Here is a 20,234-nt window from a genome sequence, read left to right as displayed (position 1 = left end):
TGTGAATGGTGCAGGAGGAATCAATATGAAAGCAAGGTTGTTATTGGAAGATGGAACCCTGTTTACCGGTACTTCTTTCGGAGCAGAAGGACAATCAATCGGGGAAGTTGTTTTTAACACCAGCATGACCGGTTACCAGGAAGTTTTAACCGATCCGTCTTACTGTGGTCAAATCATTACCATGACCTATCCGTTGATTGGGAACTACGGATTATCCCGTGATGATTATGAATCATTGCGGCCTTATGCCCACGGATTCATCGTGCGGGAACACGCCGAATTTGCCAGCAACTGGCGCAATGAGTACTCAATCAGCTACTTTCTAAAGGAGTACGGAATCCTCGGTATTTCCGGAATTGACACGCGGATGTTGACGCGAAAAATCCGCTTGCACGGAACAATGAAAGGTATCATTACAACAGGGAATGAACCTCTTGAAGAATTAAAGGAGCGCTTGAACACCCCGCTCATGCATGACCAGGTAGCCCGGGTCAGCACAAAGAGCATTCACATCTCGCCCAGCTTTGGGAAGCGCGTGGTACAGATGGACTTCGGGGCCAAACACAATATTCAGCGCGAATTGGTGGAACGCAACTGTGCAGTGATTTCCGTTCCCTACAATACGACGGCAGAAGAAATTTTACGGTTTCGTCCCGATGGCGTGATGCTCTCCAACGGACCGGGGGACCCGAAAGATGTGCCGGAAGCAATCGAAACGATCCAACAATTGCTCGGTAAAGTTCCGTTGTTTGGAATTTGTCTGGGCCATCAGTTGCTTGCCTTAGCCTGCGGCGCAGACACGGAAAAGATGAAGTTTGGGCATCGTGGCGGAAATCATCCTGTGAAAGAACTGGCTACCGGACGTTCTGTGATCACTTCGCAAAATCACGGCTACGCTGTCAGTCCGGATTCAGTCAAAGGTACAGAGCTTACCGTTAGCCATGTTGCTCTCAACGATGGAACGATTGAAGGACTCCAGCATCAAAAACTGCCGGCCTTCTCTGTCCAGTACCATCCGGAATCTGCGCCGGGACCGCTGGATTCCGGCTACCTGTTTGACCGTTTTATTGAACTGATGGACTCGTGTGCACGGAAGGGAGAATGTAATTATGCCTAAAGATCCCACATTGAAGAAAATCCTTGTGATCGGCTCCGGTCCCATTGTGATCGGCCAGGCGGCCGAATTTGACTATGCCGGTACGCAAGCCTGCCAGGCATTAAAAGAAGAAGGGATCGAAGTTGTTCTGGCCAATAGCAATCCGGCAACAATTATGACAGATACCAACATGGCCGACCGTGTTTATATTGAACCGTTGACTCCGGAGTTTATTACCCAGGTGATCCGCAAAGAACGCCCGGATGGTCTTCTGCCGACACTGGGGGGACAGACGGGGCTTAACCTTGCTGTTGAACTGGCGAAGCAAGGGGTTCTGGAAAGAGAAGGGGTACGCCTCCTGGGAACCGATTTGCGTGCGATTACCTGCGCTGAAGACCGTGAGCAATTTCGCAGTTTGATGAAAGAGATTGGAGAGCCCGTGCCGAACAGTGCCATTGTCAACACCGTAGAAGAGGCAGTTGACTTTGCCGGTCGGAACGGTTACCCGGTGATTGTTCGCCCGGCTTATACCCTGGGGGGAACAGGCGGCGGCATTGCGAACAATGAAGATGAACTGAAGGAGATCGTGGAGAATGGTCTCCGCTACAGCCCGATTACCCAGTGCCTGATTGAACAAAGCATCGCCGGCTACAAAGAGATTGAGTATGAAGTGATGCGGGATGCTGCCGATAATTGCATCGTCGTCTGCAACATGGAAAACTTTGACCCGGTTGGTGTACACACGGGAGACAGTATTGTTTTTGCGCCAAGCCAGACTTTATCTGATCGCGAGTATCACATGCTGCGCTCATCGGCACTGAAAATTATTCGTGCGCTGGATATCCGCGGCGGATGTAATGTCCAGTATGCCCTGAACCCTTACAGTTTTGAATATCATGTGATTGAAGTAAACCCGAGGGTGAGCCGTTCCAGTGCTCTGGCATCGAAAGCGACAGGTTATCCGATTGCCCGGATTGCTGCGAAGATTGCGATTGGCTATACCCTGGATGAATTAAAAAATCCGGTTACAGGTCAAACATATTCCTGTTTTGAACCGACGCTGGATTATGTGGTGAGCAAAATTCCACGCTGGCCCTTTGACAAATTTGTTTCTGCCAACCGCAGGCTGGGCACCCAGATGAAAGCGACCGGAGAAGTAATGGCGATCGGACGTACGCTGGAAGAATCCCTGCTGAAAGCGATTCGCTCACTGGAAATCGGGTTGGATTATTTTGATCTACCGGAGGCAGCCAGCCTGTCAGATGAACAGATCAGGGAACGACTGTCTCGTGCGGATGATGAACGTCTCTTCTTGCTCGGAGAATGGTTCCGCCGCGGACATTCGCTGGAGGAAGCGTATCAGTTGACCAGCATTGACCGCTTTTTCCTGTACAAAATCGAGCGTATCATCAAGTTTGAACAGGTATTGCAAGAAGTGGGTGAATGGAGCGAAGAATTGTTGCTGGAAGCAAAACGAATGGGCTTGACTGATCGGACGATCGGGCGCCTGAGCGGGCTTTCAGAGAAAGAAGTTGCAGCCCTCCGCCGGCAATTTGGCATCAAACCGGTTTATAAAATTGTAGATACTTGTGCGGCGGAGTTTGAAGCAGAAACTCCTTATTACTACTCCACTTATGAACAAGAAGATGAAGTGGTCAAAACCGGTAAGAAAACAGTTCTGGTACTGGGATCAGGGCCGATCCGCATCGGGCAGGGGGTAGAGTTTGACTACGCAACGGTTCATGCGATCTGGGCGATTCGCCAGGCGGGCCTGGAAGCAGTCATTATCAATAATAACCCTGAGACCGTATCCACTGACTTTAACACCTCCGACCGTTTGTACTTTGAACCGCTGTATAAAGAAGATGTCATGAACATCATTGAGAAAGAAAATCCTTTTGGGGTGATCGTCCAGTTTGGCGGACAAACAGCACTTAATCTGGCGCGCGACTTGCGTGAAGAAGGGATTCAAATTCTCGGCACCTCCCTGGAACAGATTGATCGGGCTGAGGATCGGGAAAAATTTGAAAAGTTGCTGAGCGAAAACAAAATCGCCCAACCTCCGGGTGCCGCGGTCACTTCTGTTGAAGCAGCAGTTGAAACAGCTTCCCGATTGGGATATCCGGTTCTGGTTCGCCCTTCTTATGTTCTGGGTGGACGGGCGATGGAGATCGTCTATTCAGAAAAAGAACTGCGTTCCTATATGGAAGCAGCAGTAAAAGTAAACCCGGAACACCCTGTACTGATCGACCGCTATCTTCTGGGAAAAGAACTGGAAGTGGACGCAATCTGCGATGGAGAAGAGGTATTGATTCCGGGAATTATGGAGCATATTGAGCGGGCCGGGGTTCACTCGGGAGACTCCATTGCCGTCTATCCGCCACAGACGATCGCGAACGAGCAAAAACAGCGCTTGGTGGAGATCACTGCGAAAATTGCCAAGTCCCTTGATACCAGAGGGCTGATAAACATTCAGTTCGTTCTTCATAAAGGTGAAGTTTATGTACTGGAAGTAAATCCGCGTGCTTCACGGACTGTACCGTTTCTGAGTAAAGTGACTGGTATTCCGATGGCGCAAGTGGCAACCAATATCATGCTGGGGGACTCGCTGAAAGAACAGGGCTATGAGGGCGGCTTATGGCCGGAAAGCCCGGAAGTGGCGGTAAAAGTACCGGTCTTCTCTTTTGCCAAATTGCGCAGCGTGGATATCACCCTTGGACCTGAAATGAAATCAACCGGTGAAGTGATGGGCCGCGACCGCGACTATGCACGTGCTGTTTACAAAGGTTTGCTGGCAGCCGGCATTTCCCTGCCCCGTTTTGGTACGGTTGTGGCTACTTTGGGAGATAAGGAGAAAGAAGAAGCGATTCCGCTCATGCGCCGCTTCTATCAACTCGGTTACCGCATCATCTCCACCAGCGGGACGGCGAAGGTTCTGGAAGAAGCCGGGTTGCCGGTGGAGCGGATCAATAAGCTGAAAGAAGGCTCGCCACATATCCTTGATTTAATTCGCCAGGGAGAAGCTGATCTGGTAGTGAACACTTGGACCCGCGGCAAAACACCTCAGCGGGACGGCTTCCGCATCCGCCGTGAAGCTGTGGAACACGGTATCGCTTGCTTAACCTCTCTGGATACAGTGGACGCATTGCTGACCACACTGGAATCGATTCACATGAATGCGGAGCCGATCAACAAGCCTTCTGTTCCCCGCCGCAAAAAAATGGGTGAACCGGTGTTTATCTGATTCGGATGGCTCAGGAGGATACGGATGGAGAGAACAAATGTTGACATGCATAACCGGGTAATCATTGCCCTTGATTTTCCGGCTGCTCAAATGGCAGAGCAGTTTCTTGATCATTGGCGTGGAGAACAGAAGCCTTTTATTAAGGTAGGCTATCAGCTCTTTTATTCGGCAGGCCCCCAGTGGATTGCGAAACGGAAAGAAGAAGGATACCCTATCTTTCTAGATCTAAAATTGCACGATATTCCCAACACAGTCGCAAAAGGAATTGAGTCCCTCGGACGCCTGGGGATTGACTTCCTCACCATTCATGCCAGCGGGGGAAGAACCATGATCGAAGCGGCCCGGTTGGCAGCTGAAGCAACAGCCGGCCGGGAGAGAATGAAGCTGCTGGCGGTGACTCAACTGACCAGTACAGATCAGCAAATGTTAAATGAAGAGATTGGAATCCCGGGTACGGTAGAGGAGTGTGTCAGCCGTTATGCTCAGTTTGCCCAAAAGGCCGGAGCGGACGGAGTGATTTGTTCAGGACAGGAAGTATCCCGTGTCAAACAGGCAACATCTCCGTCTTTCCTTGCGGTCACTCCGGGCATTCGGCCCTTGGGCAAGGATGTCCAGGATCAAAAAAGAGTGGTAACTCCAGCGAGAGCGATCAGGGATGGGGCCGACTATCTTGTGGTAGGCCGCCCCATTACCCGGTCCGCTGATCCCGTGAAATCATTTTGGGCGATTGTAGAAGAAATCCAACAGCTAGGAGTGGGATTTGATGAATAAAGAGTGGAATTTAGACGAGGCGATCAGACGTACCGGTGTATTAAAGGAAGGGCATTTTCTTCTCACCTCCGGCCGCCATAGCGCCCAATATATGCAGTGCGCACAACTTCTGCAATATCCCGGCGATGCTGAAGCAGCCGGACAAGCTTTAGCTGCTCTTTTCCGCGATGAGCAGGTGGATGTGGTCGTCGGTCCTGCACTCGGGGGTGTCATCATTGCGCACGAAGTAGCGCGCGCTTTAGGCGTCCGCTGTCTTTTCGCCGAACGCAAAGAAGGCAAAATGGAACTGCGCCGCGGCTTTGCCGTCCAACCAGGCGAACGTGTCCTGGTGATCGAAGATGTAGTCACCACCGGTGGCTCCGTTCAGGAGGTCGTAAACTTACTTGAGGCAAAGGGCGCTAAAATAGCCGGAATCGGTTCCATCGTGGACCGCAGTGGCGGAAAAACTCCGTTTCAATATCCCTACCGTGCCTTAACCGCTATAGAGATTCAAAGTTACACATCTGAGGATTGTCCGCTCTGCAAGGAAGGTTTGCCGGCAGTAAAACCAGGCAGCCGTGCAACGGTAAACGGTTAATCTGATAAAGACTGTAAAAGAATAGGTCCCCGAATGGAATGGGGGCTTATTGTTTATTAAATAATAGCTTTTCCTCAAACTCTTTCTATTGATTCTTTTTGCAGCAGGTCAGTCACTTTTTATGCATCTATCAAACCGCTAGCGGATAACGCCTGCCCAGATCATCCGTTGTATAAACTGAATGGGAATTGTTTGAACGAGATAGAGATTGGTTGTCATGAATATAATCTCCTCATCTGGTTAGTTTAAGTTCTAAACTTAATAGATATGATAATTGTAGTTTTATTGCGAAGAGAATATTATCATAGCTTATTCTGTTGTAACGGGTTAATTACTGTATGAAAACAAAAGTTAATAATTATGCTACAAAAAATTTCATTTAGAAGTAGGTGAAACACACTTTAATAGAGAATTATTAAAATAGTTTTAGCACACAACTGGAAAGAGGGGAAAGAATGGTTAAAATGCTTGTTTTATTTAGCCAGCCTGAGGACCCTGAAGCGTTTGATGATATCTATTTTAATGAGCATGTACCTAAAATCATGAAAATACCAGGCTTGCAAAAAGCCGAGTTCACACGGTTATCCTCATCACCTTTACTGGCATTGCAGGGCGGTGACTTTACGCCTCCGTACTATTTACAAGTAGACCTGATTTTTAAAGATGCCGAGAACTTTCAGCAGGCTATGTTATCTCCGGAAGGGCAGGAAGCGGTTGCACATGTGCTGCAATTTGCGACCCCGATCATTAATGTAATGATTGGCGAAACTTTTACACTTACCAAAGATAAATATTCCCCCGGCAATCATCTTAGGATCCTAAAATAAACCCAGCCAGTAAATACAGCCGGGTTTTGTATATGAAATCAGGTTTTACACAAGATCTCAGCAGATGAAAGGGATGTTGGAAAGGTGTATTTTTCCAAATTATTAAATTTGAATCTTATGCTTGGTGACAGATAAACCATTTTGTGCCCTCCGGCTCTGTCTGTGCGGATGGGGGGGAGAGTTTTCTTCCTTTTTTAGGGCAATTTCAATTCTTTTCTCGTTTCCTTGATCTGATGGATATGTCTTTTTTCATGCAAAGGAATGAATTCGGTCCATTGCTTTATGCTTAAGCGCCCAAAGCCCGGGTGGGGGAGGGCTCTCTTTTCCGACAGTTCGGGGTCAAGGTTTTCCATTGCTTCAAGCAGTTGGTGGCGGGACTTATCCAGTTTTACTTTTAAGCTTTCCAGGGACTGAAAGTTGGTTTTCGGTTCCAGGGCGGGATTGGGTACCTTTATTTTGACAGAGCGATTCAAAACCCTGTCAATGGGTTTCACTTCATACGGCTGGTCACTTTCATCATATAAACCATGTTTTATTTGTGAAGCGACCGCTCTCTCCACCAGATACAGATGCTCTAAAACCTGGGCAATGGTCCACTTCTCCGCTGATACCCGCTGGTTTAACTCCTCGTCAGACAAGCCGGAGACAGCATCCCACAATTCCTCACGAACTTTTGTCATTTCGAGCATCCTTTTCCCCTCCTCGGTAGTGTCCTCTACTGAATTCTCCAATTTCAACATCAGCTCCTTCTACTTTCTTCGCTTTCATTTTTGCGGATCTTTTGTGATGGTTTAAATGCCGGGGTTGCCTCTCCTTATTCTTCCAGATTCTTTCTGTTTAACAATTCCTGTATGACCTCTTCGTCAGGAGTGACAAACAAAGTTTGTTGATTTTCGTAGATAACAAATCCGGGACGGGCACCTGACGGTTTTTTTACATGTTTAATTAAAGTGAAGTCAACGGGTACCTGGCTGGAATCGCGGGCTTTGCTGAAATAAGCGGAAAGCATGGCTGCCTCTTTAAGAGTGGTTTCACTAACGTTCCTGGTCCGTATAACCACGTGCGAACCCGGTATGTCTTTGGTGTGCAGCCAGGTATCGGTCGGTGATGCCAGCTGGTGAGTAAGATAATCATTCTGCTTATTGTTTCTGCCCACTAAAATAATTGTACCGTCTGAGGAATAAACGGTCGTGGGCGAAGGGATTCCTTTTTTCTTGCGCCTATGCTTTTGCGGACGGGCCTTGAGCCAGCCTTCTTCCTCTAATTCTTCCCGAATCTGTTCTACTTCACGGAGTGAGGAGTTTTCCAACTGTACCAGCACGGATTCCAAATACTGATTTTCTTCTCCGGCTCTTTGAATCTGTTCGATATTCCATTTTTTAGCAGCTTTCATCTTGTTATACTTTTTAAAATAGCGCTGCGCATTTTCGGAAGGAGTTAATGTCGGATCCAATCGGATCGTTAATTGCGGACTTTCCGGGTCGTAATAATTGGTCACCTGTACCTCTTGATCCCCGCGGCGAATCTGGTGGAGATAGGCGGTGAGCAGTTCGCCGCGGATACGGTACTCTTCCGCACGCTCCGATTCAGCTAATTCTTTGCTTAAGATGTCTATTTTTTTCCGGTTTTTCTCAATCTCATTTTTCAGCTTCCGGATAAGGTCATGTGTCTGTTGCCGGACACGGTCCCGTTCGGCTTTGCCACGAAAGAAGGTTTCCAGGCAGTCACTCATTGATGCAAAGGTTCGGATTTCTCCTTTCAAATGGGTGAGCGGCCAGACGGAGAAAACACTTTTGCCTTTACTCCGGATGATTGACGGCTGGTATTGATGCAGGCGAACTTTGGTGATCACATCATGAAAGGACTCCCACAATCGCTCCCGGCTGCCCAGGCCGGCCTGATGAACAATTTCTCTGGCCACCAGAGGGCCGATACCTGTAAAGCGATTCATGATCTGTTTATCCAGACGGCCGCTATTGTAGTCGAATCCGGCGATAAATGTCTTTGGATCCACTTCCATGGGATTCAGCTTGTTTTGTTTCGGGGGCGCCATGTAAGTGATTCCCGGCAAGACTTGCCGATACTGGCTGATTGCATGGGTGACCCGCCGAATACCGTCAAAAATGGCTCCTGTTTCGGGATTGACAAGAATAATATTGCTATGCCGCCCCATAATTTCAATTACCAGTCTGCGCGGGACTTCATCGCCGAGATCATTACGGGTGAGAAAGTCAAGATGAATGATTCGTTCCAGACCGACTTGTTGAATTGATTGAATAATGGCCCCTTCCCCGTGTTTACGTAAAAGCATGCAAAACATGGGCGGCTCTTTGGGATTATCTGCAGGTGTATCAGTGAGCTGTACCCGCGGGTAGGCAGGATGGGCAGATAGGAGCAATTTATGGTTTTGGCCGCGGAAACGAATATGAAGAATAAGCTCAAGATCACTCGGCTGATATATTTTCGTAATCCGTCCGCCGGTACATGTTTGGTCAAGTTCACGCACGATGGCACGGGTGACAATTCCATCAAATGACATAATTTATTTCATCCTTTTCTAAGTAACGATTTAAAGCATTTTCCACTCATTCATCTTACACCAAAAGGGGCAGTTTGCGGAATTGAGACAGTCCGTCTTTTTTCCTGGCAGTTTCTTTCTCGCATGTTTGCAGGCTCGTCTGAATACATTTACAACAGACAGTTGGGACAAAGGGAGGAAAGAAACTTGTCGGATTCAGCTCGTTGGATTGACTGGGAGGCGGAAAAGGTTACCGCTCATTTTCGGGTGGACCCCTCTGTCGGCTTAAGTGAGGAAGAAGCACAGAAGCGTCTCAAACAGGTGGGGACCAATCAACTCTCCGAAGGAGAAAAAATATCTTTGCTCGCCTTGTTTGTCGATCAGTTTAAAGATTTTATGGTACTGGTTTTACTGGCTGCCACACTAATCTCCGGGCTTCTGGGTGAGTATACAGATGCCATTGCGATTATTGCCATTGTGTTGCTCAATGCCATCCTGGGCTTTGTACAGGAAGTTCGTGCGGAAAAATCATTGTCCGCGCTGAAAAAATTATCTGCCCCTACGGCGCGGGTGCTGAGAAATGGAAAATGGTTGCGTCTTGATGCATCAAAGCTGGTTCCGGGGGATATTGTCCATATGGAAAGCGGGGACCGTCTCCCTGCCGATGTTCGTTTTCTCAAAACGGAAAATCTGTATGTGGAGGAGTCTGCCCTTACTGGTGAATCTGTTCCGGTTGCCAAAAACCCGGCTCGATTGCCCCGGCAGGATGTTTCCTTGGGTGACCGTAAAAATATGGGTTATATGGGGACAATGGCTGTTCGCGGAAAAGGAGTGGGAGTGGTTGTACATACAGGAATGGATACAGAGATGGGGAAAATCGCCCATTTGATCGAAAGTACGGATACAGCGGAAACCCCGCTGCAACGCCGTCTGGAACAACTGGGGAAGGTATTGATTGTCGTCGCCTTAATCCTGACTGCGGTTGTTGTGATCACAGGGATTTTGCACGGCCACGATGTGTACAAAATGTTCCTGGCCGGGGTCAGTTTAGCGGTGGCAGCTATTCCTGAAGGGCTTCCGGCGATTGTTACAATTGCATTGGCACTCGGCGTCCAGCGCATGATTAAACGCAAAGCGATTGTGCGTAAACTGCCGTCTGTGGAAACACTTGGCTGTGCAACAGTGATCTGTTCCGATAAGACGGGGACATTGACACAGAATAAAATGATGGTTACCCGCATCTGGGCTGACGGACGGAAAGTAACAGTATCAGGAAACGGATACATTCCCGAGGGCGCGTTTGCCTGTCAGGGAAGGGAAATAAATCCGTCTGATTTCCAACCCCTGCGCAGGATTTTGGAGATTTCCGTCCTCTGTAATAACGCCTCTTTGCTTCAGGAGAAAGAAAAAGGGGGTCTTCTGAAAATAAAAAAACAGGTGAACTGGTTGATTGACGGGGACCCTACTGAAGGGGCTTTGCTGGTTGCAGGTGCCAAAGCGGGTCTTACGTCAGAATACCTCAGTGAGGAATGGAAACGGGTAAAGGAGTTTCCGTTTGACTCAGAACGAAAGATGATGTCTGTGTTGCTGGAAAGAAAAGACGGCCGGCAAGTGCTATATACCAAAGGGGCTCCGGATATTTTGCTGGCCAAGTGTACCCGGATCGTTTACCAGGAAAAAACTGTGCCGCTTACCGATTCCCTGCGTGCGGAAATCCTCAGGCTGAATGAAGAGTTTGCCGGAATGGCTCTCCGTAACCTCGCTTTCGCGTATCGGGAGATCACGGGTAAAGAAAGGGATGTTCACAGTGATCTTTCCGCGGAGAGCCAGCTGACATTTGTCGGTTTGGCAGGGATGATTGATCCGCCGAGGGAGGAAGTGAAAGAGGCGATTCGTATCTGCCACCGGGCCGGGATTAAAACAGCCATGATTACCGGAGACCACCAGGCAACAGCGATGGCGATTGCCACAGAACTGGGGATCCTGCGCCCCGGCGGATTGACATTGAACGGGCGGGATCTTTACAATATGAACGATGAGGAATTTCTGAAAAAAGTAAATGATATCGACGTGTACGCCCGCGTTTCGCCAGAACACAAATTGCGGATCGTGAAGGCTTTGCAAAAGACAGGACATGTAGTGGCTATGACCGGAGACGGGGTCAATGATGCCCCGGCGATTAAAGCGGCGGATATTGGAATCGCAATGGGCATTTCCGGTACAGATGTGTCAAAAGAAGCTTCTTCTCTCGTCCTGGCAGATGATAACTTTGCAACGATTGTTGCCGCGATTGAAGAAGGAAGAAGCATTTATGATAATATCCGTAAGTTTATCAGTTACCTGTTAGCCAGTAATGTGGGGGAGATATTGGTCATGTTCCTCGCTATGCTGGCCGGGCTTCCTTTGCCTCTGGTCCCGATACAAATCTTGTGGGTCAATCTGGTGACGGACGGATTGCCCGCAATGGCGCTAGGAGTAGACCCGGCACAGGTAAACAGCATGGACCGGCCCCCGCGGAACAGCCGGGAAAGTGTCTTTGCCCGAGGCGTGGGATGGAAGATTGTCACCCGCGGCTTGCTGATCGGCCTTTGTTCTTTAGCCGCTTTCTGGGTTACTTATAGTGAATTTCCCGATGACCTCGTCAAAGCGCAAACCGTTGCTTTTTCGACTCTGGTTTTCGCCCAATTGATTTATGTATTTGACTGCCGCTCAACCGGCTCGATTTTTAACCGTACTCCATTTGACAATAGAGCGTTGGTACTGGCGGTGATCTCTTCCGCGCTCCTGCTGTTGGGAGTGATCTACTATCCGCCGTTGCAGCCGATTTTCCACACGGTTCCCCTCGGCTTTAGAGAGTGGATTCTGGTGTTGGTTACATCTACCTTGCCCGTATTGATAGCAGGACTCCTGGATCAAATCCGGCCGGCCAGTCTGAAAAAAGCAGTGCAGGGGTAAGGCGGGAAAACGGATGACTGGCCCGGCCTTCGGACTGACAAAAGCATTTTCACAGAAAACCCATGACCTGAGCGACACAACCCTGGGGATGAAAGCACGCCGGGGAAGCAGAAATCTGGGGAGCGACCTTTTGGCGCCCGATCGAGCGGAAAAAACGGAACAAGGGAAAATGCGAGGCAACTTTTCATTGAATCTACTTCCCTGCTTTTTGCCGAGCCCCTTGTGGAGTTTTTGGAGCGGCCACTTTTACCTCCTTGCAGGGTGCCGATCTGGAGCGAGACAGAATTCTGTCTTCCCCCCACTGGTACACATTTTTACAGAAAAGAGGACAGACAATGCGATTTACGAAGATGCACGGCTTAGGGAACGATTTTATTCTTATTTATCGAAATACTGAGCCGCCGGACAGCGAAAGCTCCCGTTTAGCCATGCAAATGTGTGACAGACATACAGGAGTCGGAGCTGACGGGCTGGTCTGGGTGTACCCTTCCGACCATGCAGATATTGCGATGCGCATTATCAATGCCGACGGAACGGTGGCTGATCAGTGTGGCAATGCCGTCCGCTGTGTGGCGAAGTATTACTATGAACGGATTTCAGCGAAAAAAGAGGCAATCACCATTGAAACCAAAAGAGGTATACAGATGGTTTGGAACCGGGTGGATCAGGGTGAAGTCTCTCAGGTGTGTGTTGACATGGATGAACCTATCCTCAATCCGGCGCAAATCCCGATCAACGTGACAGCAGATAAAGTGGTGAATCAAAAGGTTCAAACTGAAGGAAAAACCTTTCACTTTACCGGTGTCTCCATGGGGAATCCACACGTGGTCATTGAAGTGGAAGATGCAGTCTCCTTCCCGGTTGAGACATGGGGGCCTCTGCTGGAAAACCATGAACTGTTCCCGCGCAAAGCAAATGTAGAGTTTATCACCATTCACTCCCCTGGAGAGATCACCATGAGAGTATGGGAGCGGGGAGTGGGGCAAACCATGGCCTGCGGTTCAGGTGCCTGTGCTGTGGTGGTGGCCGGAGTGCTCCGGGGAAAATGCTCCCGTCAAGCCACCGTCCACCTTAAAGGCGGCGATCTTCACATTGACTGGAATGCTGACGATAACCATGTATACATGACCGGACCGGCAACATTTGTATTTGAAGGGAAATGGGATGAGAGCTAAACATTTTCGGACGGAACGGGCAACCGGTGACCGACAGGAAAAAGAGCTTTGCTGCTAAAAAGGGGATTGGGCAGGGACGGCTCTGATCAGGGCCTGATCTGTCCAATATCCATATAAAAAAACAGTGACGGTGATCCATTAATTGCAGGGAATGTTTTTTTGCCTGATTCCGCCGCACAAGAAGTAAATAGCATGATATCGCGCCTATCTCGATTGACCCATTTTTTTGCAGGAATTAGTCACAGAACTCATACCAAAAGAAAATTAACTTTTTTGAAAAACGCAAAACAAAGCAAAGAGGCTGAACATAATGGCCAGCCTCTTTGCGCAGGCAGGAACATGTACAATCTTAATCCCATCTGAATGAATCGGGTGAAGAGGAAGAGTCGGAATGGTTGGACGGTGATGTAAAGGCTGTTGTGGGTTGATGAGAATCACCGCTGCCGGGTGGGAAACGATTGTCATCATCGGACCGCTTCTTTTTCTTTCTGCGGCTGACCAACACGATGATCACGATGATAAGTACAATGATCCCGAGAACGATGATAATCCCCCAGGTAAGAAAGTTAGGAATATCAATCGCCATATAGATCGGATTTTTCTCGCCGGGTTTGATCTTCCAGGTAAGCGTTTTACCATCATCCGAGACAGAGGTGGCATTATGCTTATCCACTTCTACCGGGAGAGTCAGAATAAAGTTGAGGTTTATCTGATCTAAGATCATCTGATTCAGACTGCCCAAAGTATCTGACCCTTCGTTTAGGTCAGTCAAATCAACGTTTGTATCGAAGATCAAAGTAGTAGTAAATAAGCTGTTTTCCACTTTAAACTCTTTTCCCAATCCGGAGATGGAAGGAGTGGCGTACTGCAGATCCGTTGTGTTGGCTGATGCTGTCCGCTTGCTGAAGAACTCCAGCGCCGCATTGGCTCCATCTTGAAATTCCTTGCCTGGTGGTTCTTCAACCACATTGTCCACAATTTTGGTGGCAACCCACCCTTTCTTATTGCCTTCATCCAGCTCTTTCACCTGATAACCATACTGTGCGAGACGCTGTTTTAAATCATCAAATTGGGAGGCAATCATCTTATTGGAAAGAATTTTTACCTCGTATGTACCGGAGCCGTCCAGGTTAATCGTCACATGCATATGAGCGTCTACACAGCCGGTCAGGATCAATGCCATCGCTATTGCGACAAGCAGAATCTTAACTGTTTTCTTTTTTTTCATTGCGAACTAACTCCTTTAAAAAGTACCTTTTTTTCTCTACTAGTATAAAACAAAATCATGGTCAGGAGATAAGATAGTTTAGCCCCTGCCGGCTGTACTGGGTTTGCGCATTCGTAAATCAGTCTTATTGACGCTTCTTATATTGAATCCTTACAATAGAAACAACCCTTTTTTTGGAATTATATAATATTTGCACAGGAGATGATCAGATGCCAACACTTGTTTGCTTTGGAGACAGTAATACTGCGGATTCATATGATGCAAATGGAACCCCTCGATTAACTCCCCGGATTGCCGATTCATTAAACGGCTGGAAAGTGATCAACGCAGGAATATCCGGTGAAACCACCCGGGACGCCTTAGCCCGAATTAAAAAAGATGTTGCAGATTACTATCCTTCACTCGTTACCGTCCTGTTTGGCTCTAACGATTCGGCTCGAAATCGGGATGTATCATTGGAAGAGTACGAAAAAAATCTGCGATTGATCGTTGAACAACTTTCACCTGAAAAAACGATTTTAATCAGTCCGCCCCCGGTTGTAGAGGCTGCCCAGATCAATAACCGGGATAATGCCACCCTGGCAAAGTATGCACAAATTGTGCAAAAAGTAGCCCGGGAGACGGGCAGCCATTTTATCGATCTGTTTACGGAAATGAAAGATTTACCTGATTATAGTGAGTTGCTGGTGGAGGACGGGCTTCATATCAGCGAACAAGGCTATGTTTTTCTTTCTCACATCATTACAGCAAAAATTAAGTCAATTCAGGAGGTTAATTAGCAACAGGATGGACTTGGAAAATGGAGATTGTCTTTTCAATCACATTCTCCTCAAAAAGGTTCATTCTTTGACAGAAAAAAACCTGTTACTTTGAAATCGTGATTTAATTGGTTTAAAATGATGTTTAACCTCGATGGGTGAATGCTTTTTGAGATGCCTATTACATTTTACGGTGCTTGTTTGCAGCGCCATGACGGAGGGAATTATGAGCAACGATATCCAATTTGACTATTCCAATGCAAAAGAGTTTCTGCAGGAACATGAAGTGGCACAATTAGAGCCCGCGGTACGCCTGGCGCATGATATGTTACATAACAAAACAGGTTCAGGATCTGATTTTCTGGGCTGGATCGATCTCCCGTCCCAATATGACCAGGAGGAATTTGCCCGCATCAAAAAAGCAGCTCAGAAGATTCAGTCCGATTCAGATGCCCTGATTGTGATCGGAATAGGAGGATCTTATCTGGGAGCGCGTGCCGCCATCGAGATGCTGACTCATTCCTTCTACAATCAACTTCCAAAGACAAAACGCAAAACGCCGGTGATTTACTTTGCCGGAAATCATATCAGCTCCAACTATACAGCCAACTTGCTCGACTTGCTTGAAGATAAAGATTTTAGTATAAATGTTATTTCCAAGTCGGGTACCACTACCGAACCAGCCATCGCCTTCCGGATTTTTCGCGATTACATGGAGAAGCGTTATGGTAAAGAAGAGGCTCGCCGCCGCATTTATGCCACCACGGACAGAGAGAAAGGGGCACTTAAAAAGCTGGCTGACGAAGAAGGATATGAAACCTTTGTCATCCCCGATGATGTGGGAGGGCGGTATTCCGTTCTCACTGCTGTGGGTTTATTGCCAATCGCTGCAGCCGGGATCGATATTGATGAGATGATGGCAGGGGCTCGGGCAGCTTCTCAAGCCTATCGCCTTCCCGGATTGAGCGAAAATCCGAGCTACCAGTATGCTGCGGTGCGCAATGCCCTTTATCGGAAGGGAAAAACAACAGAATTGCTGGTTAACTATGATCCGGCTCTCCATTATTTCTCCGAATGGTGGAAACAGTTATTTGGCGAAAGTGAAGGCAAAGATCAAAAAGGAATCTTCCCGGCATCCGTTAATTTTACCACCGATCTGCATTCAATGGGGCAATACATTCAAGAGGGATTACGCAATATCTTTGAAACGGTTGTGTTTGTCGAGCGCTCCCAAAAACAAGTCACGATCCGGCCGGAACCCGCGGACTTAGACGGACTTAACTATCTGGCCGGGAAAGATCTGGACTTTGTTAACACCAAAGCTTTTGAAGGTACGATGCTCGCCCATACGGATGGCGGTGTCCCCAATTTGTCAGTCAAAGTGAAAGAACTTTCTCCCCATACGTTCGGACAGTTGGTTTACTTTTTTGAAAAAGCTTGCGGAATCAGCGGATACCTGCTGGGAGTCAACCCGTTTGACCAGCCGGGAGTAGAGGCATATAAGAAAAATATGTTTGCACTGCTAGGAAAGCCGGGATTTGATGCGGAAAGAGAACAATTGCTGAAACGCCTGAACCCATAAATCAATACAAGCAGATAGAGGCAGGGAGTTGGATTTCCTGCCTATTTTGATCCATTACCGGACCAGTCCCAGCACAAGGAGAGGGACGGATCCAGCGCCGGTAATCTTTATTTCATAGTTGGTCCCTCCATGATTGATGGGTTCAATATGATTTTTGGTGACATACTCCGGTAAGAACAAAACTAAATTGATTATACCAGAATATTGGCAATAAATATGAAATGTTCTAATTTTTCCTTGAGATTCATTGGCAATAACCGGTTTACAAGGAGAGGAAAACGATTTAATATTAAGATGATACATAATTAAATAATTTAAGATAGAGGGGATATCAAGTGGAATTAAGATACAATCCATTACTGGATGATTGGACAATGGTTGCCTCAAACCGGCAGCATCGTCCCAATCTGCCAAAAGATTTCTGTCCATTCTGTCCGGGCTCGGGCAAAGTTCCTGACCATTATGATGTTTATAAATATGATAATGATTTTCCAACGTTAATGGAAGAACCGCCTGAACCGGACCCGGTCGGTTCCGAACTGTATCAGGTTAAAAAGGCTTACGGGAAATGCGAAGTGATTTTATATTCTTCTGAGCATACAAAGACCCTGCCCGAGCTTTCCGTGGATCATATCGAAAAACTGGTTGATTTGTGGACGGAGCGGTTTGTGGAATTGAGTAAAAACCCTGAGCATCAATACGTGATGATCTTTGAAAATCGGGGTGAGGAATGCGGAGTAACCATGCCCCATCCGCATGGGCAGATTTATGCTTATTCCCGGATGCCCCTCAAAATTCGCACTGAGCTGGCTAACTGTAAAAAGTATTTTAGAAAGACTGGCAAAAATCTGTTTGAAGAGATAATCCGCGAAGAATTACGTTTTAAACAGCGGGTCATCACCCAAAATAAACATTTTATCGCCTTTATCCCCTTTTTCACTGATTATCCTTACGGTCTTTTTATTGTCAGTAAAAGCGGGAAAACCGCTCTCAGTGATTTTACCAGCCGTGAAAAGCGCAGTTTGGCAGAAATCTTAAAAGAGATGACGGGTGCGATGGATCATTTGTTTGACCGGCAGTTCCCCTATATGATGGTACTGCACCAGCGTCCGGTTAACGGAGAAAAGGTTGAAGATTACTATCGGTTTCATATTGAGTTTTATCCTCCGCTCAGAGAACGGAACCGCATCAAATATTACGCTTCCTCCGAGATGGGGGCCTGGGCTGCCTGTAATCCACATTCCGTGGAAGAAACTGCCGGGCACCTGCGCGAAGCTTATAAGCGTTATCTGGAGAAAGAAGGGAATGAAAAACTTGACCCGGCAACTGTTTGAAAAGATCTTCGGAAAAGGCGCCTGGGAAACGAGACTCTTTTTTGCTCCCGGCCGGGTGAACCTGATTGGAGAGCATACGGACTATACTGGCGGATGGGTTTTCCCGGCAGCACTCAGCTTTGGTACATGGGCCAGGGTTCGGGTGAGAAATGACAGGCTGTTTCGCTTTGCCTCTACTTCTTTTGCCGGCCGGTTTGAATGCCATGCTGATGATATCACGTACCATGATGAAGACAGTTGGGCCAATTACCCCAAGGGTGTGTTGAAAGGATTTATCAATAAAGGAGTACCCCTGCAGGGGTTAGATATCTTATATGACGGAAATATTCCCACCGGAGCTGGTTTATCTTCTTCGGCTTCCATCGAACTAGTGACGGCTGTCGCTTTGAATCTGATTTATCAGACCGGATTTTCGATGATTGAACTGGTTCAAATCGCTCAACAGGCAGAGAATCAGTTTGTAGGAGTTAACTGTGGAATTATGGATCAATTTGCTGTCGGGATGGGAAAGGAAAAGCATGCGATTTTATTAAATTGCCAGAATTTGCAATATTCATATACAAATTTGGATCTGAGAGAATATAAGCTTGTGATTACCAATACGAACAAGCCTCGCAACCTGGCTGAGTCTAAGTATAACGAGCGCCGGGCGGAAGTGGAAGAAGGATTTCGTATGATGTCCCCTTATTTGGCCGGACCGGAGTGTCTGGGGCAGGTAACGCTGAAGGAATGGGAACAAGTACGCCATGCGATTACTGATCCAACAATTGCGAAACGGGTCGAACATGTGGTGAAGGAGAATGACAGAGTGCGGCAATCGTCAAAAGCATTGCGGGCGGGGGATCTGAGTCGTTTTGGGCAATTGATGAACCAGTCTCACCAATCTTTGCGTGATTTATATGAAGTGACAGGCCATGAATTAGATACACTGGCAGACCTTGCCCGTCAAACGGAAGGATGTATTGGTTCACGCATGACCGGGGCAGGATTTGGGGGATGCACAGTCAGTCTGGTTCATCAGGATGTCCTGAATTTATTCCGACAGCAGGTTCAGGTGGGTTACAGCCGGGAGACAGGATTGGCTCCGGCATTTTATGTCGCCGAGATCGGTGCGGGCGCAAGAGAATTAAGCGAGGGGGATGCGGGATGGCGATCTTGGTAACGGGCGGAGCCGGGTATATCGGCAGCCATACCGTGGCCGAATTATTGGACCGCGGAGAAAAAGTGATCATTCTCGATTCATTGAAAAAAGGGCATCATGCGGCAGTTCTGGCTGAACCATTCTATCAGGGGGATGTGAGGGACCAGGACCTGCTGAAACGCATTTTCAGTGAACATGAAGTGGATGCGGTTCTTCACTTTGCTGCTGATTCATTAGTTGGAGAAAGCGTCCAGGATCCGCTGAAGTACTATGACAACAATGTTGTGTCAGCACAACGGCTTCTTACTGCAATGGTTGAACACGGGGTCAAGAAAATCGTCTTTTCGTCCACAGCAGCCGTTTATGGCGAACCTGAACAAGTACCGATTGAGGAACACTCCCCGACCAGACCAGCCAGTCCTTACGGAGAAACCAAACGGGTGATTGAAAAAATGATGGAGTGGTCTGAAAAAGCATACGGATTGGAGTATATCTCCCTTCGTTACTTCAACGCCGCAGGAGCGCATCCAAAGGGCCATATCGGAGAAGACCATGATCCCGAAACCCATTTAATCCCTTTAGTTTTACAGGTGGCTCTTGGAAAAAGAGAGGCCATTTCCATTTTTGGTGACGATTATCCCACTCCGGATGGAACTTGTATCCGTGATTATATTCACGTAACGGATCTGGCACAAGCACATTGGCTGGCCGTTGATCACTTGCGCCGGGGGAAAGGGAGTGCTATTTATAATTTAGGCAATGGGAACGGTTATTCGGTTAAAGAAGTGATCGACACCGCCAGAAAAGTGACCGGGCATGCGATTCCTGCTATTATGGTCCCGCGCCGGGGAGGTGACCCTGCCGTATTAATTGCATCTTCCGGCAAAGCGAAACGTGAATTGGGATGGCATCCGCAATATGAAAAGCTGGAGGAGATCATCCGAAGTGCCTGGGAATGGCATCAATCCCACCCGGATGGCTATCAGGATGTTACAGTTCTTACTAAAAAATAACAGGGGGAGAAACTG

The 20,234-nt window shown here is 47.8% G+C and carries 15 protein-coding genes; 12 read left to right on the top strand and 3 right to left on the bottom strand.

Annotated features, from left to right (window positions below):
• Positions 1 to 25 precede the first annotated feature (25 nt).
• The 5 genes from I8U27_RS04680 to I8U27_RS04660 all read left to right on the top strand — a co-directional run bounded on the left by I8U27_RS04680 (position 26) and on the right by I8U27_RS04660 (position 6,515).
• Complete coding sequence (locus tag I8U27_RS04680) at positions 26 to 1,117, top strand: carbamoyl phosphate synthase small subunit (RefSeq protein WP_181751464.1); 1,092 nt, start codon at positions 26 to 28, stop codon at positions 1,115 to 1,117.
• A complete protein-coding gene (gene carB, locus I8U27_RS04675) occupies positions 1,110 to 4,340 on the top strand; it encodes a carbamoyl-phosphate synthase large subunit (protein WP_181751463.1) in 3,231 nt (1,076 codons plus the stop codon). Before I8U27_RS04680 ends, carB begins: the two co-directional genes overlap by 8 nt.
• 24 nt (positions 4,341 to 4,364) lie before the next feature.
• Entirely contained in the window at positions 4,365 to 5,111 is a 747-nt protein-coding gene (gene pyrF, locus I8U27_RS04670; protein WP_232345250.1) for an orotidine-5'-phosphate decarboxylase, read from the top strand.
• Positions 5,104 to 5,688, top strand: a complete 585-nt coding sequence (pyrE, locus tag I8U27_RS04665; protein ID WP_181751462.1) for an orotate phosphoribosyltransferase — start codon at positions 5,104 to 5,106, stop codon at positions 5,686 to 5,688. Before pyrF ends, pyrE begins: the two co-directional genes overlap by 8 nt.
• Before the next feature lie 455 nt (positions 5,689 to 6,143).
• Positions 6,144 to 6,515, top strand: a complete 372-nt coding sequence (locus I8U27_RS04660) for an EthD family reductase (RefSeq protein WP_181751461.1) — start codon at positions 6,144 to 6,146, stop codon at positions 6,513 to 6,515.
• 194 nt (positions 6,516 to 6,709) lie between these two features.
• Here I8U27_RS04660 and I8U27_RS04655 read toward each other — a convergent pair whose 3' ends face one another.
• On the bottom strand, positions 6,710 to 7,204 hold the full coding sequence (locus I8U27_RS04655; protein WP_181751460.1) for a DinB family protein: 495 nt from the start codon (positions 7,202 to 7,204) through the stop codon (positions 6,710 to 6,712).
• A 125-nt stretch (positions 7,205 to 7,329) separates the two neighbouring features.
• The gene (locus I8U27_RS04650; protein ID WP_181751459.1) at positions 7,330 to 9,054 is read right to left on the bottom strand and encodes an Rqc2 family fibronectin-binding protein; all 1,725 of its coding nucleotides are present in this window, start codon (positions 9,052 to 9,054) and stop codon (positions 7,330 to 7,332) included.
• Between the two features lie 186 nt (positions 9,055 to 9,240).
• Between I8U27_RS04650 and I8U27_RS04645 the strand changes: the two genes are divergently transcribed.
• The gene (locus tag I8U27_RS04645) at positions 9,241 to 11,988 is read left to right on the top strand and encodes a calcium-translocating P-type ATPase, SERCA-type (RefSeq protein WP_374057917.1); all 2,748 of its coding nucleotides are present in this window, start codon (positions 9,241 to 9,243) and stop codon (positions 11,986 to 11,988) included.
• Between the two features lie 335 nt (positions 11,989 to 12,323).
• Positions 12,324 to 13,163, top strand: coding sequence for a diaminopimelate epimerase (dapF, locus tag I8U27_RS04640; RefSeq protein ID WP_181751457.1), 840 nt, complete (start codon positions 12,324 to 12,326; stop codon positions 13,161 to 13,163).
• Between the two features lie 349 nt (positions 13,164 to 13,512).
• Here dapF and I8U27_RS04635 read toward each other — a convergent pair whose 3' ends face one another.
• Entirely contained in the window at positions 13,513 to 14,391 is an 879-nt protein-coding gene (locus I8U27_RS04635) for a DUF3153 domain-containing protein (protein WP_181751456.1), read from the bottom strand.
• Between the two features lie 209 nt (positions 14,392 to 14,600).
• On the opposite strand from I8U27_RS04635, the gene I8U27_RS04630 reads away from it, so the two are divergent.
• From I8U27_RS04630 to galE, 5 genes are all read left to right on the top strand, one after another.
• The gene (locus tag I8U27_RS04630; protein WP_181751455.1) at positions 14,601 to 15,170 is read left to right on the top strand and encodes a GDSL-type esterase/lipase family protein; all 570 of its coding nucleotides are present in this window, start codon (positions 14,601 to 14,603) and stop codon (positions 15,168 to 15,170) included.
• A gap of 205 nt (positions 15,171 to 15,375) precedes the next feature.
• The gene (locus tag I8U27_RS04625; RefSeq protein WP_181751454.1) at positions 15,376 to 16,731 is read left to right on the top strand and encodes a glucose-6-phosphate isomerase; all 1,356 of its coding nucleotides are present in this window, start codon (positions 15,376 to 15,378) and stop codon (positions 16,729 to 16,731) included.
• Positions 16,732 to 17,066: 335 nt separating this feature from the next.
• Complete coding sequence (gene galT, locus I8U27_RS04620) at positions 17,067 to 18,065, top strand: galactose-1-phosphate uridylyltransferase (protein ID WP_181751453.1); 999 nt, start codon at positions 17,067 to 17,069, stop codon at positions 18,063 to 18,065.
• Positions 18,037 to 19,227: a galactokinase gene (locus tag I8U27_RS04615; RefSeq protein WP_181751452.1), complete on the top strand. Its 1,191-nt coding sequence runs from the start codon at positions 18,037 to 18,039 to the stop codon at positions 19,225 to 19,227. The genes galT and I8U27_RS04615 overlap by 29 nt, the downstream gene beginning before the upstream one ends.
• Positions 19,212 to 20,219, top strand: a complete 1,008-nt coding sequence (gene galE / locus I8U27_RS04610; RefSeq protein WP_181751451.1) for a UDP-glucose 4-epimerase GalE — start codon at positions 19,212 to 19,214, stop codon at positions 20,217 to 20,219. Before I8U27_RS04615 ends, galE begins: the two co-directional genes overlap by 16 nt.
• Positions 20,220 to 20,234 lie beyond the last annotated feature (15 nt).

This window comes from Paenactinomyces guangxiensis, assembly GCF_016055185.1.
GTDB classification, from domain to species: Bacteria; Bacillota; Bacilli; order Thermoactinomycetales; family Thermoactinomycetaceae; genus Paenactinomyces; species Paenactinomyces guangxiensis.
This window is presented reverse-complemented; position numbering and strand designations above follow the sequence as displayed.

Coding starts and splice junctions, on each gene's coding strand:
- dapF (WP_181751457.1), top strand. CDS start 12,324: ATGCGATTTACGAAGATGCACGGCTTAGGGAACGATTTTATTCTTATT.
- I8U27_RS04615 (WP_181751452.1), top strand. CDS start 18,037: ATGAAAAACTTGACCCGGCAACTGTTTGAAAAGATCTTCGGAAAAGGC.
- I8U27_RS04650 (WP_181751459.1), bottom strand. CDS start 9,054: ATGTCATTTGATGGAATTGTCACCCGTGCCATCGTGCGTGAACTTGAC.
- carB (WP_181751463.1), top strand. CDS start 1,110: ATGCCTAAAGATCCCACATTGAAGAAAATCCTTGTGATCGGCTCCGGT.
- I8U27_RS04630 (WP_181751455.1), top strand. CDS start 14,601: ATGCCAACACTTGTTTGCTTTGGAGACAGTAATACTGCGGATTCATAT.
- pyrE (WP_181751462.1), top strand. CDS start 5,104: ATGAATAAAGAGTGGAATTTAGACGAGGCGATCAGACGTACCGGTGTA.
- pyrF (WP_232345250.1), top strand. CDS start 4,365: ATGGAGAGAACAAATGTTGACATGCATAACCGGGTAATCATTGCCCTT.
- I8U27_RS04625 (WP_181751454.1), top strand. CDS start 15,376: ATGAGCAACGATATCCAATTTGACTATTCCAATGCAAAAGAGTTTCTG.
- I8U27_RS04660 (WP_181751461.1), top strand. CDS start 6,144: ATGGTTAAAATGCTTGTTTTATTTAGCCAGCCTGAGGACCCTGAAGCG.
- I8U27_RS04680 (WP_181751464.1), top strand. CDS start 26: ATGAAAGCAAGGTTGTTATTGGAAGATGGAACCCTGTTTACCGGTACT.
- I8U27_RS04655 (WP_181751460.1), bottom strand. CDS start 7,204: ATGCTCGAAATGACAAAAGTTCGTGAGGAATTGTGGGATGCTGTCTCC.
- galE (WP_181751451.1), top strand. CDS start 19,212: ATGGCGATCTTGGTAACGGGCGGAGCCGGGTATATCGGCAGCCATACC.
- I8U27_RS04635 (WP_181751456.1), bottom strand. CDS start 14,391: ATGAAAAAAAAGAAAACAGTTAAGATTCTGCTTGTCGCAATAGCGATG.